Genomic DNA, 16,063 nt, shown 5'->3' with positions numbered 1-16,063 from the left:
CGAGCCTGCGTTCGGCTGCGAAGCAGTCGTGAAATCATGCGATGCGGTGTTTCAGGGAGACCGCACATACAGTTTTACGACTGCTCCGCAGCCGAAAGGGGATAAATCCCCTCGCCACAAGGCAGCTGCAAAAATTGCAGGTGCGCCGCGCTCACTTGAGCAACTTCTGAAAATCCTCCACCGGCAGCGGCGGGCTGTGCAAATACCCCTGATAGAAATGACAGCCCAGCCCCTGCAAGAATTCCAGCTGCTCCGGTGTCTCTACCCCTTCGGCAATCACTTTCAATTCCAGGCTGCGGGCCATAGCAACGATGGCGCGGATGATCTCGGCGTCGTTGGGGTCGGTGGTGGCGTCGCGGATGAACGATTGGTCGATTTTCAGGGTGTCGACCGGCAGACGCTTGAGGTAGGTCAGCGAGGAATAACCGGTGCCGAAATCGTCCATGGCAAAACTCACGCCGAGTTTTTTCAGGCGACACATTTTGCTGATGGTGTCCTCCAGGTTCTGGATCACGATGCCTTCGGTGATTTCCAGTTTCAGCAACGAGCAGGGCAGACCGTGGCGGGCGAGGCTGTGTTCGATGCGTTCGACGAAGTCGTTCTGGCGAAATTGCCGCGGGCTGATGTTCACGCACAGGCTGAAGTCCAGCGGATCGACCAGGCCTTTGGCGATCAGCTGTTTGAAGGCGCTGCAGGCCTCGTCGACGATCCAGGTGCCAACTTCCAGAATCAGTCCGCTGTCCTCCAGCACCTTGATGAACTCGGTGGGTGATTGCGCGCCGAGTTCCGGATGGTTCCAGCGCACCAGCGCCTCGGCGCCGACGATGCGGTCGTTCCGGGCGTCGACCTGAGGCTGGTAATGCACGCGGAACTCACCCCGGGAAAGGGCCAGGCGCAGGTCGGTTTCCATGCGCAAGCGTTCGCTCGCCGCCTTCTGCATGGTGTTGTGGTACATCTGCGTGGTGTTGCGGCCCGAATCCTTGGCCCGGTAGAGGGCGATGTCGGCGCGTTTGAGCAGGTCGGTCGGGGTCGAACCGTGATCGGGAATCAGCGCGATGCCGATGCTCGGGGTTACTTGCAGGCGTTGTCCGTCGAGGAACATCGGCTCCGACAGCAGTTCACGCAAGGTGTCCGCCAGTTGCAGGACTTGCTCGCTGACCTCGTTGCGCGAGCCTTCGAGCCCGCTGAGCAGCACCACGAATTCATCACCGCCCAAACGCGCGACGGTGTCTTCCATGCGCACGCTGGCTTCAAGGCGCGCGGTGATGATTTTCAGCACGGTATCGCCCACCGGATGACCGAGCGAATCATTGATGTGCTTGAAGTGATCAAGGTCGAGAAACATCAGGGCGCCGCGCAGGTTGTGGCGCTTGAGCAGGGCAATCTGCTGACTCAGGCGATCCATCAGCAGGGCGCGGTTGGGCAGGTTGGTCAGCGGGTCGTGGTAGGCCAGGTGACGGATCTGCGCTTCGGCGTTTTTCAGCAGGCTGACGTCCCGCGCGGTCAGCAGTAGGCAGGCGGTTTCGTTGAGGGTGATCGGTTCTACCGAAACTTCGACGGTCAGTAACTCGCCGCGTTTATTGCGTCCGAGCATTTCCTGATGAAGTACCCGACCCTTGATCTGGAGTTCGGCGAGCAGCGCCGAACGTTGTTTTTCCTCGGCCCAGATGCCGACCTGATACACCGTGCGACCGACCACTTCATCGGCGCGGTAGCCGGTCAGGCGGCAGAAGCCATCGTTAACCTCCAGATAACGCCCGGTGTCGCGCTCGGTGATGGTGATGGCGTCGGGGCTGGAGTGGAAGGCCTTGGCGAACTTCTCTTCGCTGGCCTTGAGCGCGGCTTCCGAGCGTTGCTGCTGAGTGATATCGCGCAGGGTGGTGACGATGCACGGCTGGTCGCCGACGCTGATCTGGCGGCTGGAAATCACGCAGGTCAGGGCTTGCCCGTCTTTGTGCTGAACGAGGATCGCCACGTTGTTCAAACCCTGTTCGCGGATGACCTGCTCGATCCGTCGCAGGCTTTGCGCCGAGGCGTCCCATAGACCGATTTGATCGGCACCGCGGCCAATCACATCGGCGGCGCTCCAGCCAAAGATCTGGGTGAAGCTGGAGTTGATCTCGATAAATTGGCCGGTGTCCTGACGGGTCACGCAAATCGGGTCCGGGCTGACCTGGAACAGGGTGGCGAACTTCTCTTCGGACGCTACCAGCAGCTGCTCACGCTCCACCTGATCGGTGATGTCGAGCAGCGTACCGGCCATGCGCAGCGGGACACCGTTTTCATCGCGATAGAGTCGGGCGCGGCTTTCCAGGTAGCGTGAGCTACCGTCCGGCATTTGCACGCGGTAGGTCAGTTGATAATTGCCGGCAGGACCTTCTCGCAGGCTGCGATAGGCGTCGCGCATGGTGCCGCGCTCTTCGCCGGGTACGCCTTCGAAAAACTCGTCGAAGGATTCATGGAAAGGTATGGGGTCCAGTCCGTGCAGCTGGGCGGCGCGTGCCGAGCCGTACAGCATGCCACTGGGAATGTGCCAGTCCCAGGTACCGAGTTGCGCTGAATCCAGCGCCAGGTCGAGGCGCTCCTGGCTGTCTTTCAGGGCATGTTCGGCGGCTTTGCGTTCGGTGGTGTCAAGGAACGTACTCAGCAGATACGGCTGGCCCTCGAGCTCGACCTTTTGCGCGCTGAGGATGCCGTCGTGGACCTGGCCGTTGCTGGCACGAAATTGCACCTCCATGTTGATCAGTTCGCCCTTGGCCTTGGTGGCTTTGACGAGTTGCGCCCGTTGCTCCGGATTCACCCAGAGGCCCAGTTCCAGGGTGGTGCGACCGATGGCGTCCTGCACTGGCCAGCCAAACAGGCTTTCGAAATACTGGTTGGCTTCGCTGATCAGGCCGTCTTCCTGGCGGGTCAGCAGGACCATGTTCGGACACAGGTGGAACAGTGTGGCGAAGCGTTTTTCCGAGCTGCTCAACGCCTGTTCGCGCTGGCGCTGGTGGGTGATTTCACGGATGACGCCAATCATGCGCGGTCGACCGTGTTTGTCCGGCAGCAGACTGCCGTTGATCTCCAGCCAGTGCAGGCTGCCGTCGGGCCAGCGGATGCGGTGATGCATCGCCTGTTCCAGCGGGGCGCCAGCAATCACCGCATCGAAGGCGCGAATGGTTTTGGCCCGATCCTCTGGCGGCAGCAAGTCGAGGTATTCCAGATCCGCCGGCAGCGGTTGCCGGGGATCGAAGCCGAACAGCGCCTGGGTACCCCGCGACCAGCTGATCTGCCCACGTTCGATGTCCCAATACCAGGCGCCCAAACGTGCACCGTTTAGGGCGGCCAGCAATTGTGGGGCGCTTTCCCAGCTTTGCTCGGACCGTTTTGGGTCAAGCGCCTGTATACGCGGCATCGGCGGAATACGGTCAACAGATTTCGGCATGGGCAAGCCTTGGCTGAGTGGGGTGTCAGATTCAGTAACTCGAGGCCCTATAAGAAGTAGCACAGCTTAGCCGAGAGTCCCTGGCAGATCGATTTGTGCATCCAGCAAAGCCATGAAGGCTCGTGCCGCATTCGACAGCGTCCGCTCTGTGTGCAGGATATAGCCTAGCTGGCGAGTGAGTTGTATGCCCGGTAAAGGTATTCGCGCAACCTGATCATCAAGCATGGTGCGCGGCAACACGCTCCAGGCCAGGCCGATCGAGACCATCATCTTGATGGTTTCCAGATAATTCGTGCTCATGGCGATGTTCGGCGTCAGGCCTTGAGCTTCGAACAGGCGCCGGACGATGTGGTGAGTAAAGGTGTTGCCGCCGGGGAAAACCGCCGGGTGCAGGGCAATGTCCGCCAGGCTGACCGGGCCATGACTGATCAACGAGTGCTCCGGGGCGACCACGAAGTCCAGCGGGTCGTCCCACACCGGCGTGGCCTTGACCAGTGCGTGGGGCTCCGGCGCCAGGGTGATGACCGCCAGTTCGGCACGGCCATGGAGGATTTCTTCGTAGGCCACTTCCGAATCGAGGAACTGAATATCCAACGCCACTTGCGGGTAACGTCGGGTGAACTCCCTTAATAAGGGGGGCAAGCGGTGCAGGCCGATGTGGTGGCTGGTGGCCAGTGTCAGGCGGCCGGTCACTTCGCCGGTCAGATTGGTCAGGGCGCGGCGCGTGTCGTCCAGCACATTCAGAATCTGATAGGCCCGCGGCAGCAAGGCGCGTCCGGCTTCGGTCAGGCTCACTTCACGGCCCAGGCGATCGAACAGGCGCACCTTCAATTGCTGTTCCAGCCCGGCAATGCGCTTGCTGATGGCCGGTTGCGTCAGGTGCAGCCGTTCGCCAGCGCCGGAGAAGCTGCCGGTCTCGGCAATCGCGATAAAAGCATTGAGGTTGGCGAGGTCCATTGCGGTATTCCAGTTGGTTATCCAAAGCATGAAAAATATGAATTTGAGTTATTTAATGTAACCCCCTAGGATCGACCTCACAAGCCAAGGGGTTATTGAATCTCTCAAGATCCAGGGCATAGAAACACGCTGATGAGGACCGTCTGATGGCCGGCAAAACGCTTTACGACAAGCTGTGGGATTCCCATGAAGTGAAACGGCGCGACGATGGGTCGTCGCTGATCTATATCGACCGCCACATCATCCATGAAGTGACTTCGCCCCAAGCTTTCGAAGGCCTGCGTCTGGCCGGGCGCAAGCCTTGGCGCGTCGACTCGATCATCGCCACCCCGGACCACAACGTACCGACCACTCCGGATCGCAAGGGCGGCATTGAAGCGATCACCGATCAGGTCTCGCGTTTGCAGGTTCAGACCCTCGATGACTACTGCGATGAATATGGCATCACTGAATTCAAGATGAATGACGTGCGTCAGGGCATCGTTCACGTGATCGGTCCGGAGCAGGGTGCCACCTTGCCGGGCATGACCGTGGTCTGTGGCGACTCGCACACCTCGACCCACGGCGCGTTTGGCGCATTGGCCCACGGCATCGGGACTTCCGAGGTGGAGCACGTGTTCGCCACGCAGTGCCTGGTCGCCAAAAAAATGAAAAACATGCTGGTGTCGGTCGAGGGCAAGTTGCCGTTCGGCGTGACCGCCAAGGACATCGTGCTCGCCGTCATCGGCAAGATCGGCACCGCCGGCGGTAACGGCCACGCCATCGAGTTCGCCGGCAGCGCCATTCGCGATTTGTCCGTCGAAGGCCGCATGACCATCTGCAACATGTCCATTGAAGCCGGCGCTCGTGTTGGCCTGGTGGCTGCCGACGAAAAAACCGTGGCTTACGTCAAGGGTCGTCCATTTGCCCCGAAAGGCGCGGAATGGGATCTGGCGGTCGAAGCCTGGAAAGACCTGGTGTCCGACGCTGAGGCCGTGTTCGACACCGTGGTCGAGCTCGACGCCAATCAGATCAAGCCGCAAGTCAGCTGGGGCACTTCGCCCGAGATGGTCCTGGCGGTTGATCAGAACGTGCCGGACCCGGCGAAGGAAATGGACCTGGTCAAGCGCGGTTCCATCGAGCGCGCCTTGAAATACATGGGTTTGAGCGCCAATCAGGCGATCACCGACATTCAACTGGACCGCGTCTTCATTGGTTCCTGCACCAACTCGCGGATCGAAGACTTGCGCGCTGCGGCGGTGATCGCCAAGGGCCGTAAAGTCGCTTCGACCATCAAGCAAGCCATCGTGGTGCCGGGCTCGGGCCTGGTGAAGGCGCAAGCCGAGGCCGAAGGCCTGGACAAGATTTTCCTCGAAGCCGGTTTCGAGTGGCGTGAACCGGGTTGCTCGATGTGCCTGGCGATGAACCCGGACCGTTTGGAGTCGGGCGAGCATTGCGCCTCGACCTCCAACCGCAACTTCGAAGGGCGTCAGGGCGCCGGTGGCCGTACGCACCTGGTCAGCCCGGCCATGGCCGCGGCGGCTGCCGTCCACGGTCGTTTCATCGACGTTCGCGAACTGATCTGAGGAACCGCACATGAGAGCTTTTACCCAACACACCGGTTTGGTCGCGCCATTGGACCGTGCCAACGTCGACACTGACCAGATCATTCCGAAGCAGTTCTTGAAGTCGATCAAGCGCACCGGTTTTGGCCCGAACCTGTTTGACGAATGGCGCTACCTGGACGTGGGTTATGCCTACCAGGACAACTCCAAGCGTCCGCTGAACAAGGATTTCGTCCTCAACGCCGAGCGTTATCAAGGTGCCAGCGTGCTGCTGGCCCGCGAGAACTTCGGTTGCGGCTCCAGCCGTGAACACGCGCCGTGGGCGCTGGAAGAGTACGGTTTTCGCAGCATCATCGCGCCGAGCTACGCCGACATCTTCTACAACAACAGCTTCAAGAACGGCTTGTTGCCGATCATCTTGAGCGACGCTGAAGTGGATGAGCTGTTCCAGCAGGTTGAAGCCAATCCGGGTTACGAGTTGACGGTCGACCTGCAAGCCCAGACCGTCACCCGTCCGGATGGCAAGGTCTACAGCTTCGAACTTGACGAGTTCCGCAAGCATTGCCTGGTCAACGGCCTGGACGACATCGGCCTGACCTTGCAGGACCACGAAGCGATTGCGGCGTTTGAAGCCAAACACCGTGCGAGCCAGCCGTGGTTGTTTCGCGACGTTTGATGTTTTGAGGTGACCGTTAAAAAGATCGCAGCCTTCGGCAGCTCCTACGCCGATCTCTGTAGGAGCTGCCGAAGGCTGCGATCTTTTGATCTTCAAACCCGACAACACATATGGATATCACCATGACCAGCAACGCCCAGCACAGCCAAGTCGTACAAAAGCAATTCGGTGAACAAGCCTCGGCCTATCTGAGCAGCGCCGTACACGCTCAGGGCACCGAATTTGCGTTGCTACAGGCTGAACTGGCAGGGCAGGGCGATGCCCGGGTGCTGGACCTGGGCTGCGGCGCCGGTCACGTGAGTTTTCACGTAGCGTCGCGGGTCAAGGAAGTGGTGGCCTACGATTTGTCGCAGCAGATGCTCGACGTGGTGGCCGGTGCCGCCGTCGATCGCGGTCTGACCAACGTGTCCACCGTGCTGGGCGCCGCCGAGCGCCTGCCATTCGCCGATGGCGAATTCGATTTCGTCTTCAGCCGTTATTCGGCGCACCATTGGAGCGATCTCGGCCTGGCCCTGCGAGAGGTTCGCCGGGTGCTGAAGCCGGGCGGCGTGGCGGCGTTCATCGACGTGTTGTCACCGGGCAGTCCGTTGTTCGACACTTACCTGCAAAGCGTCGAAGTGCTGCGCGACACCAGCCATGTGCGTGATTACTCCGCCGGCGAGTGGTTGCGTCAGGTCAGCGAAGCAGGGTTGCATACCCGTAGCACCACCCGTCAACGGCTGCGACTGGAGTACACCTCCTGGGTCGAGCGCATGCGCACGCCGCAGGTAATGCGCGCGGCAATCCGCGAGTTGCAGCAGTCGATGGGCAATGAAGTACGCGAATATTTTGAAATTGAGGCCGATGGTTCGTTCAGTACCGATGTGCTGGTGCTGATGGCCGAGCGATAGACTTTTTCCGGGCGTGCCTCAGGGCGCACCGACTGATGACATGAGGAAAGCATGAGCAAGCAGATTCTGATTCTCCCAGGTGACGGTATTGGCCCGGAAATCATGGCCGAAGCGGTCAAGGTGCTGGAGCTGGCGAACGACAAGTACAGCCTGGGCTTCGAGCTGAGCCATGACGTGATCGGTGGCGCTGCCATCGACAAGCACGGCGTGCCGCTGGCTGACGAAACCCTGGACCGTGCACGCGCGGCCGACGCTGTACTGCTCGGCGCCGTGGGCGGCCCGAAATGGGACACCATCGAGCGTGACATTCGCCCTGAGCGCGGCCTGCTGAAGATTCGTGCGCAACTGGGCCTGTTCGGCAACCTGCGTCCGGCGATCCTGTACCCGCAACTGGCCGAGGCGTCTAGCCTGAAGCCAGAAATCGTGGCTGGCCTGGACATCCTGATCGTCCGTGAACTGACCGGCGGTATCTACTTCGGCGCGCCACGCGGTACCCGCACCCTGGAAAACGGCGAGCGTCAGGCTTACGACACCCTGCCGTACAGCGAAAGCGAAATCCGCCGCATCGCCCGCGTCGGTTTCGACATGGCCATGGTGCGCGGCAAGAAGCTGTGCTCGGTGGACAAGGCCAACGTACTGGCCTCCAGCCAGCTGTGGCGTGAAATCGTCGAGCAAGTGGCCAAGGATTACCCTGAAGTCGAACTGAGCCACATGTACGTCGACAACGCCGCCATGCAGCTGGTGCGCGCACCGAAGCAATTCGACGTGATCGTCACTGACAACCTGTTCGGCGACATTCTGTCCGACCAGGCGTCGATGCTCACCGGTTCCATCGGCATGCTGCCGTCGGCATCGTTGGATACCAACAATAAAGGCATGTACGAGCCGTGCCATGGTTCGGCGCCGGACATCGCTGGCAAAGGCATTGCCAACCCGTTGGCGACCATTCTGTCGGTGTCGATGATGCTGCGTTACAGCTTCAATCTGCAGGATGCGGCCGATGCCATCGAGAAGGCCGTCAGTCTGGTATTGGACCAAGGCCTGCGTACTGGCGACATCTGGTCGGCCGGTTGCACTAAAGTCGGTACGCAGGAAATGGGCGACGCAGTAGTCGCCGCGCTGCGGAATCTGTAATCTCTCGGGCCCGCTGCAACTTTCACTCTTGAAAGCAGCGGCCCACTTTTTAAAGAAGGTGTAGTTGCGATGAAACGTGTAGGTCTGATCGGTTGGCGCGGTATGGTCGGTTCCGTGCTCATGCAGCGGATGCTGGAAGAGCAGGATTTCGATCTTATTGAGCCGGTGTTTTTCACCACTTCCAATGTCGGTGGCCAAGGCCCGTCCGTGGGCAAGGACATTGCTCCGCTCAAGGACGCTTACAGCATTGATGAGCTGAAAACCCTCGACGTGATTCTGACCTGCCAAGGTGGCGACTACACCAGCGAAGTCTTCCCGAAGCTGCGCGAAGCCGGCTGGCAGGGTTACTGGATCGACGCCGCTTCCAGCCTGCGCATGCAGGATGACGCGGTGATCGTGCTGGACCCGGTGAACCGCAAGGTCATCGACCAGCAGCTCGACGCGGGCACCAAGAACTACATCGGCGGCAACTGCACCGTCAGCCTGATGCTGATGGGCCTGGGTGGTCTGTTTGACGCCGGTCTGGTGGAGTGGATGAGCGCCATGACCTATCAGGCGGCCTCCGGTGCCGGCGCGCAGAACATGCGCGAACTGATCAAGCAAATGGGCGCGACCCACGCCGCTGTCGCCGATCAACTGGCCGACCCGGCCAGCGCGATCCTCGACATCGACCGCCGTGTGGCCGAAGCCATGCGCAGCGACGCGTTCCCGACCGAAAACTTCGGCGTACCGCTGGCCGGCAGCCTGATCCCGTGGATCGACAAGGAACTGCCGAACGGTCAGAGCCGCGAAGAGTGGAAGGCCCAGGCCGAGACCAACAAGATCCTCGGTCGCTTCAAGAGCCCGATCCCGGTCGATGGCATCTGCGTGCGCATCGGCGCCATGCGCTGCCACAGCCAGGCGCTGACCATCAAACTGAACAAAGATGTGCCGATCGCCGATATCGAAGGGCTGATCAGCCAGCACAACCCTTGGGTCAAACTGGTGCCGAACAGTCGCGAAGCCAGCATTCAGGAACTGAGCCCGACGAAAGTCACCGGCACCCTGAACGTACCGGTTGGCCGTCTGCGCAAGCTGAACATGGGCACGCAGTACGTTGGCGCGTTCACCGTCGGCGACCAACTGCTGTGGGGCGCTGCCGAACCGCTGCGTCGCATGCTGCGGATCCTGCTTGAGCGTTGATCGATTGAAGCAATGAACGAACCCGTGCCTTGAAAGAGGTGCGGGTTTTTTCTTTTGGTATGTTCGTCGCCTGCAAAAAGATCGCAGCCTTCGGCAGCTCCTACATCGGCCGCGTGCAAACCCGATCCTGGAGCTGCCGAAGGCTGCGATCTTTTGCTCTAAATTGCCGAACTGCCAACCACCCGGTAAAGTGCCGCTCCCCCCGTTTCGCCAGAGGTAGAACCATGAGCCAGTCCTTTGATATTGCCGTGATCGGCGCCACCGGAACTGTCGGCGAAACGCTCGTGCAGATTCTCGAAGAGCGCGACTTCCCGGTCGGCAATCTGCACCTGCTCGCCAGCAGCGAATCGGCCGGGCATTCGGTGCCGTTTCGCGGCAAGAACGTGCGGGTGCGGGAAGTCGATGAGTTCGACTTCAGTAAAGTCCAGCTGGTGTTCTTCGCTGCCGGCCCGGCGGTAACCCTGAGTTTCGCTTCGCGTGCCACGGCCGCCGGTTGCTCGCTGATCGACTTGTCCGGCGCCTTGCCGGCTGATCAAGCGCCACAAGTCGTGCCTGAGGCCAATGCGCAGGTGCTGGCCGGTTTGAAGAAACCGTTCCAAGTCAGCAGTCCAAGCCCTTCGGCCACCACACTGGCGGTCGTGCTGGCGCCGTTGCTCGGTTTGCTCGACCTGCAACGCATCAATCTGACCGCCAGTCTGGCCGTCTCCGCCCAGGGTCGCGAAGCCGTCACCGAGCTGGCACGGCAAACGGCCGAGCTGCTCAATGTGCGTCCGTTGGAGCCGACCTTCTTTGATCGGCAGATGGCCTTCAACCTGCTGGCGCAAGTGGGCAAGCCAGATGATCAGGGTCACACGCTGCTGGAAAAACGCCTGGTACGCGAGCTGCGTCAGGTCATGGCGCTGCCTTTATTAAAGATTTCCGTCACTTGCATTCAAGCCCCGGTGTTTTTTGGCGATAGCTTTAACGTGACCTTGCAGTCATCGAGCGACATCGACCTGGCAAAAGTCAACGCCGCCCTGGAAGACGCGCCCGGTATCGAGCTGGTGGAAGCCGGCGATTACCCGACGCCGGTAGGCGATGCGGTAGGGCAGGACGTGGTCTACGTTGGTCGGGTTCGCAGCGGTATCGACGACCTGTCGGAACTAAATTTGTGGCTGACGTCAGATAACGTACGCAAAGGCGCAGCGCTCAATGCTGTGCAGGTGGCTGAATTGTTGATAAAAGACCTGCTGTAAAAGATACTTGGCAACAATTTGTCGAATGAATCCGGCCGGGCGCTATGCTTGGCCGGACTGCTGAAGGCGGGCTCCCTCCGGGGCTTTGCGTGGCATGAATGAAATGATCGCGTGCGACGACTCTTCGCCGCCGCGCGCAATGCCTTACGGCAGCGACTATCAACACCTTCTCGCTGGCCGAGGAATGTTCAAACAAAGGATGAGGCTATGGTTCAAGTTCGCAAACTGGTGTTAGCAATAGCGGCCGCCTCGGCGCTGTCCTCCGGTATGGCGCATGCCCTCGGGCTCGGGGAATTGACCCTGAAGTCGACGCTGAACCAGCCCCTGGTGGCGGAAATCGAGTTGCTCGACGTCAAGGACCTCACCGCTGCCGAAGTGGTGCCGAGCCTGGCTTCGCCCGCAGATTTCGCCAAAGCCGGTGTCGACCGCCAGGCGTTTCTCAATGACCTGACCTTTACCCCGGTGCTCAACGCCAGCGGCAAAAGCATCCTGCGTGTGACATCCAGCAAGCCACTCTCCGAACCCATGGTGAAATTCCTGGTTCAGGTGATGTGGCCCAACGGTCGTTTGCTGCGCGATTACAGCGTGCTGCTCGATCCGTCCAAATTCTCGCCGCAAACCGCTGATGCGGCTGCGCAGCCTGCACCGACGCAAACCGTCACCGCACCGGTGACCGGTGGCACCAAACCAACCCAATACACCACCGCGCCGCGCGATACCCTGTGGGAAATCGCTGCGAAGGCGCGCAATGGCGGCTCGGTCCAGCAAACCATGCTGGCCATCCAGGCGTTGAATCCGGATGCCTTTATCGATGGCAACATCAACCGGTTGAAAGCCGGTCAGGTGCTGCGTATGCCGGATCAGGCCCAGAGCGCCAGCCTGCCGCAACCGAATGCAGTTGCCGAAGTCTCCGCGCAGAACACCGCGTGGCGGCAGGGGCGTCGTTACGTGGCGAAGCCCGGGACCGGACAGCAGCAGCTCGATGCCACCAAACGCGCTCGCGGCGAAGGCCCGTCGTCGCAAACGGCGACAGACAAACTGAGCCTGGTCTCTGCCGAGTCCGGCAAGGCCGGTGGCAAAGGCGCCGCGGGCGACGCCAAGAACTTGAGCAACAAGCTGGCCGTGACCAAGGAAAACCTCGACACGAGCCGTCGTGACAACGCTGAACTGAAAAGCCGCATGACCGATCTGCAAAGTCAGATGGACAAGCTGCAACGCCTGATCGAACTGAAGAACAATCAACTGGCCAAGCTGCAGGCTGAAGGCGCGGCGGGTGCGCCGGCACCAGGTGCGACTGCTCCGGCAATGTCAGCCGAACTGGCGGCCAATCCTGCGGCAACAACGCCTGCGGACGCGGCTCCGACTGCACCTGAGGCTGCTGCGCCCGAGGCCACTCCGGCTCCGGTCGAGCAGCCTGTCGAGCCGACGTCGGCAGCATCCGACGATCAGCAATTCAAAGAACTGCTGACCAATCCGTGGCTACTGGGTCTGGCAGGTGGCGGTGCCGTGGTGGCGCTGTTCCTGCTGCTGTTGCTGGCGCGTCGCCGCAAAGCCCAGCAAGAAGCCGAGAAGCATTTGCGCATGGCCCGTGACTTGGCCGAGGAACAGGCGTTTTCCGCTGAACTCGACCTGCCAAAAGGCATCTTCGAAGACCTGGACGTGCCGCCGCCGAGCGTGAAGCTCGCTACCGCGCCAACCCCAACCCCAACGCCTGCACCAGTCCCTGCACCCGCGCCGGCGCCGGTAATTACTCCGGTTGTGGTAACGCCGCCGATCGCTGCGCCATTGATATCGCCTGCTGCCGAGCGCGATGACGACGTATTGAGCAAGGCGCAGTCGCACATCACTGCCGGTCGTCTGAATCAGGCGGCTGCCTTGCTGGAAGACGGGATCAAGCAACAGCCGCAACGCAGTGACCTGCGCCTCAAGCTGATGGAAGTCTACGGTCAGCAAGGCGACCGCGATGCATTCGTTGCCCAGGAACGCCAACTGGTTGCCAACGGTGACAACTTTGCTCAGGTCGAAAAACTCAAGAGCCGCTTCCCGGCCATGGTCATTGCGGCAGCCGGTGGTATCGCAGCCGCTGCGATCGCTGCCGAACTGGACGCGCAATACGTCAAGGATTTGCTGCTGGACGAGCCTGAAGCGCCGGCACCGGCAGTGCCCGATGACTTCGACAGTGCCTTCGATTTGAGCCTGGATGATCTGGAAGCTGCCTCTCCGGCGGTGGTTGCGCCAGAGCCAGAAGCAGAGGCAAAGCCCGATGACTTCGACAGTGCCTTCGATTTGAGCCTGGATGATCTGGAAGCTGCCTCTCCGGCGGTGGTTGCACCAGAACCAGAACCAAAACCAGAGCCAGAGGCCGATGACCTCGACAGTGCATTCGATTTGAGCCTGGATGATCTGGAAACTGCCTCTCCGGCAGTGGTTGCACCAGAACCAGAACCAGAACCAGAACCAGTGTCTGCGGCTGAGCTGGACGAGTTCCCGCTGGACGACGACCTGAGCTTCGAGTCGGTGTTGCAGCAGCAGACCGACATCAAGGAAAACCTCGATGACCTGTCGGACTTCGACCTGGATATGGATCTCGGTGGGGATGCCTCGCCGGCGACCCTGGCCGAAGACGACTTCCTGTTGAGTCTGGATGACGGCGTCAAGGACCTGGATTTACCTGCCGCTGAAACGCCGGCTGTTCCCGAGGTTGCGCTGGACGATCTGGAGCTGCCAGCCGATTTCGACCTGTCGCTGGCTGACGAAATGGACGCGCCAGACGCTCCGGACGCGTTTGCCGCCGAACTGGATGACGTCAACGCCGAGCTGGATCGTCTGTCCCAGAGTCTTGGCGAGCCGAGCTTCACGGCGGAAGACGCCATGGCCTCCGCGGCTGATGAGCCGGAATTCGATTTCCTTTCCGGCACTGACGAAGTCGCGACCAAACTCGATCTGGCCCAGGCCTACATCGACATGGGTGACGCCGACGGCGCCCGGGACATCCTCAATGAAGTGGTGACCGAGGGTGATGCAGGTCAGAAGAGCGAAGCCAAGGAGATGCTTTCGCGTCTGGCTTGATTGATCGGTAAGGCGTAAACAAAACGGCAGCCCATTGAGGCTGCCGTTTTTGTTTCAGCGGGGATGTGATGGGGTCTGTCGGGCCGCTATCGTCGGAACGCCGCCCGGAGCAAGCTCGCTCCCACATTGGATCAGCGTTGCTCAAACTATTTGTGTTCGACGCCAATCCCTGTGGGAGCGAGCTTGCTCCGGGCGGCGTTACGACGATGAGGCCATCACATTCAACGCTGTCTCGACTGTTGCACTGGTATCCCCGTCCGGCGGCCTTATAATGCCCGCCTTTGCGTACATCAGCAGGCTGTCACTCCTTGGCAAATATAGATAATCCGGCCGCAGAAATGGTGGCCGACGGCTTTTTCCGGATCGCGTTGGGCGTTGAATACAAAGGCTCGCGCTATCGCGGCTGGCAGCGCCAGGCTTCCGGCGTACTCACCGTGCAGGAAACGCTCGAAAAGGCCTTGTCCAAAGTCGCCGATTCACCGGTGTCGCTGCTCTGCGCCGGGCGTACGGATGCCGGTGTGCATGCGTGCGGTCAGGTGGTGCATTTCGATACCCAGGTCGAGCGTTCGATGAAAGCCTGGGTCATGGGCGCCAATATCAATTTGCCTCACGACGTCAGTGTCAGCTGGGCCAAGGTCATGCCGGCGCATTTTCATGCGCGGTTCAAGGCGATTGCCCGGCGCTATCGCTATGTGATCTACAACGATCAGATCCGCCCGGCGCACCTGAACGAAGAAATCACCTGGAACCACCGTCCACTGGACGTCGAGCGCATGGCCGAGGCGGCGCAGTACCTGGTTGGCACCCACGACTTCAGCGCTTTTCGTGCCGGCCAGTGTCAGGCCAAGTCGCCGATCAAGGAGCTGCATCACCTGCGCGTCACGCGCCACGGCAAGATGATCGTGCTGGACATCCGCGCCAGCGCCTTCCTGCACCACATGGTGCGCAACATTGCTGGCGTGCTGATGACCATCGGTGCCGGCGAGCGCCCGGTGGAGTGGATGAAAGAAGTGCTGGAGAGCCGCATTCGCCGGTCCGGCGGGGTGACGGCGCATCCGTACGGCCTGTACCTGGTGCAGGTCGAGTACCGCGACGAGTTCGAATTGCCCGAGCGTTACATCGGGCCGCACTTCCTGACCGGCTTCTCGGAACTTGACGGCTGACGCCCTCGAACGCTTTTGTTACCATCCGGGACTTTCTTGGATTTACCTTGGGGTTCTATCGACATGTCGGCCGTTCGCAGCAAGATTTGTGGGATTACCCGCATAGAAGATGCGTTGGCAGCGGTCAAGGCCGGGGCTGATGCGATCGGATTTGTGTTCTACGCCAAAAGCCCACGGGCCGTGTCGTTTCAGCAGGCGCGCTCGATCATCGAGGCGTTGCCGCCGTTCGTGACCACTGTAGGGTTGTTCGTCAACGCCAGCCGCTGCGAGCTGGGGGAAATCCTCGACGCCGTGCCGCTGGACCTGTTGCAGTTCCATGGCGACGAAACCGCAGCCGAGTGCGAAGGCTGGCACCGTCCGTACATCAAGGCGCTGCGGGTCAAGGCCGGTGACGATATCGCGGCTGCGTGCGATGCGTTTCCAAGTGCCAGCGGTATCCTGCTCGACGCCTACGTTGAAGGCGTACCCGGCGGAACCGGTGAAGCGTTTGACTGGTCTCTGATACCGCAAGGCTTGAGCAAACCGATCATCCTGGCGGGTGGCTTGACGCCGGACAACGTCGCCGAGGCGATTGCAAGGGTTCGGCCTTATGCCGTGGACGTCAGCGGTGGGGTAGAGGCGAGCAAGGGCATCAAGGATCACACAAAGATTCAGGCATTCATTAAAGCGGTACGCAATAGCTGATGTGACGGCTGGCACACTGCCGCCGTCCACAGGCATGGCTGAGGGTTTTTGGGGTGTACGCAGGTCACGTTTAGCTGATCCGGCAACCCATCGATCATC

General features: G+C 60.7%; 11 protein-coding genes. 9 read left to right on the top strand and 2 right to left on the bottom strand.

Annotated elements, in window-relative coordinates:
* Window positions 1-151 precede the first annotated feature (151 nt).
* Window positions 152-3,430 carry an EAL domain-containing protein gene (locus ACMXYH_RS21410; RefSeq protein ID WP_415764850.1) on the bottom strand — a complete coding sequence of 1,093 codons (3,279 nt, stop codon included), beginning with the start codon at window positions 3,428-3,430 and terminating at the stop codon, window positions 152-154.
* A gap of 66 nt (window positions 3,431-3,496) precedes the next feature.
* Window positions 3,497-4,387, bottom strand: a complete 891-nt coding sequence (locus ACMXYH_RS21405; RefSeq protein ID WP_008151271.1) for a LysR family transcriptional regulator — start codon at window positions 4,385-4,387, stop codon at window positions 3,497-3,499.
* A gap of 146 nt (window positions 4,388-4,533) precedes the next feature.
* Between ACMXYH_RS21405 and leuC the strand changes: the two genes are divergently transcribed.
* The 9 genes from leuC to ACMXYH_RS21360 all read left to right on the top strand — a co-directional run bounded on the left by leuC (window position 4,534) and on the right by ACMXYH_RS21360 (window position 15,964).
* Window positions 4,534-5,952 (top strand): 3-isopropylmalate dehydratase large subunit, encoded by a 1,419-nt coding sequence (gene leuC, locus ACMXYH_RS21400; RefSeq protein ID WP_415764849.1) that lies wholly within the window; start codon window positions 4,534-4,536, stop codon window positions 5,950-5,952.
* 10 nt (window positions 5,953-5,962) lie between these two features.
* The gene (gene leuD, locus ACMXYH_RS21395) at window positions 5,963-6,607 is read left to right on the top strand and encodes a 3-isopropylmalate dehydratase small subunit (protein WP_046047740.1); all 645 of its coding nucleotides are present in this window, start codon (window positions 5,963-5,965) and stop codon (window positions 6,605-6,607) included.
* A gap of 122 nt (window positions 6,608-6,729) precedes the next feature.
* Entirely contained in the window at window positions 6,730-7,497 is a 768-nt protein-coding gene (locus ACMXYH_RS21390) for a class I SAM-dependent methyltransferase (protein ID WP_415764847.1), read from the top strand.
* Between the two features lie 51 nt (window positions 7,498-7,548).
* Entirely contained in the window at window positions 7,549-8,631 is a 1,083-nt protein-coding gene (gene leuB / locus ACMXYH_RS21385) for a 3-isopropylmalate dehydrogenase (protein ID WP_046047738.1), read from the top strand.
* A gap of 69 nt (window positions 8,632-8,700) precedes the next feature.
* Entirely contained in the window at window positions 8,701-9,813 is a 1,113-nt protein-coding gene (gene asd / locus ACMXYH_RS21380) for an aspartate-semialdehyde dehydrogenase (protein ID WP_415764846.1), read from the top strand.
* A 224-nt stretch (window positions 9,814-10,037) separates the two neighbouring features.
* Window positions 10,038-11,048, top strand: a complete 1,011-nt coding sequence (locus tag ACMXYH_RS21375; protein ID WP_415764845.1) for an aspartate-semialdehyde dehydrogenase — start codon at window positions 10,038-10,040, stop codon at window positions 11,046-11,048.
* A 207-nt stretch (window positions 11,049-11,255) separates the two neighbouring features.
* Window positions 11,256-14,117: a FimV/HubP family polar landmark protein gene (locus ACMXYH_RS21370; RefSeq protein WP_415764844.1), complete on the top strand. Its 2,862-nt coding sequence runs from the start codon at window positions 11,256-11,258 to the stop codon at window positions 14,115-14,117.
* Window positions 14,118-14,455: 338 nt separating this feature from the next.
* Window positions 14,456-15,280, top strand: coding sequence for a tRNA pseudouridine(38-40) synthase TruA (gene truA / locus ACMXYH_RS21365; RefSeq protein ID WP_046047735.1), 825 nt, complete (start codon window positions 14,456-14,458; stop codon window positions 15,278-15,280).
* 63 nt (window positions 15,281-15,343) lie between these two features.
* The gene (locus ACMXYH_RS21360) at window positions 15,344-15,964 is read left to right on the top strand and encodes a phosphoribosylanthranilate isomerase (protein ID WP_415764843.1); all 621 of its coding nucleotides are present in this window, start codon (window positions 15,344-15,346) and stop codon (window positions 15,962-15,964) included.
* The last annotated feature ends 99 nt before the right edge of the window (window positions 15,965-16,063 follow it).

The organism is Pseudomonas frigoris (genome assembly GCF_047758635.1).
In the GTDB taxonomy this organism is placed as follows: Bacteria; Pseudomonadota; Gammaproteobacteria; order Pseudomonadales; family Pseudomonadaceae; genus Aquipseudomonas; species Aquipseudomonas frigoris.
This window is presented reverse-complemented; position numbering and strand designations above follow the sequence as displayed.

What these genes read in the sequence shown, in the direction of transcription:
- ACMXYH_RS21410 (WP_415764850.1), bottom strand. Translation starts at nt 3,430, where the DNA reads ATGCCGAAATCTGTTGACCGTATTCCGCCGATGCCGCGTATACAGGCG.
- ACMXYH_RS21405 (WP_008151271.1), bottom strand. Translation starts at nt 4,387, where the DNA reads ATGGACCTCGCCAACCTCAATGCTTTTATCGCGATTGCCGAGACCGGC.
- leuC (WP_415764849.1), top strand. Translation starts at nt 4,534, where the DNA reads ATGGCCGGCAAAACGCTTTACGACAAGCTGTGGGATTCCCATGAAGTG.
- leuD (WP_046047740.1), top strand. Translation starts at nt 5,963, where the DNA reads ATGAGAGCTTTTACCCAACACACCGGTTTGGTCGCGCCATTGGACCGT.
- ACMXYH_RS21390 (WP_415764847.1), top strand. Translation starts at nt 6,730, where the DNA reads ATGACCAGCAACGCCCAGCACAGCCAAGTCGTACAAAAGCAATTCGGT.
- leuB (WP_046047738.1), top strand. Translation starts at nt 7,549, where the DNA reads ATGAGCAAGCAGATTCTGATTCTCCCAGGTGACGGTATTGGCCCGGAA.
- asd (WP_415764846.1), top strand. Translation starts at nt 8,701, where the DNA reads ATGAAACGTGTAGGTCTGATCGGTTGGCGCGGTATGGTCGGTTCCGTG.
- ACMXYH_RS21375 (WP_415764845.1), top strand. Translation starts at nt 10,038, where the DNA reads ATGAGCCAGTCCTTTGATATTGCCGTGATCGGCGCCACCGGAACTGTC.
- ACMXYH_RS21370 (WP_415764844.1), top strand. Translation starts at nt 11,256, where the DNA reads ATGGTTCAAGTTCGCAAACTGGTGTTAGCAATAGCGGCCGCCTCGGCG.
- truA (WP_046047735.1), top strand. Translation starts at nt 14,456, where the DNA reads ATGGTGGCCGACGGCTTTTTCCGGATCGCGTTGGGCGTTGAATACAAA.
- ACMXYH_RS21360 (WP_415764843.1), top strand. Translation starts at nt 15,344, where the DNA reads ATGTCGGCCGTTCGCAGCAAGATTTGTGGGATTACCCGCATAGAAGAT.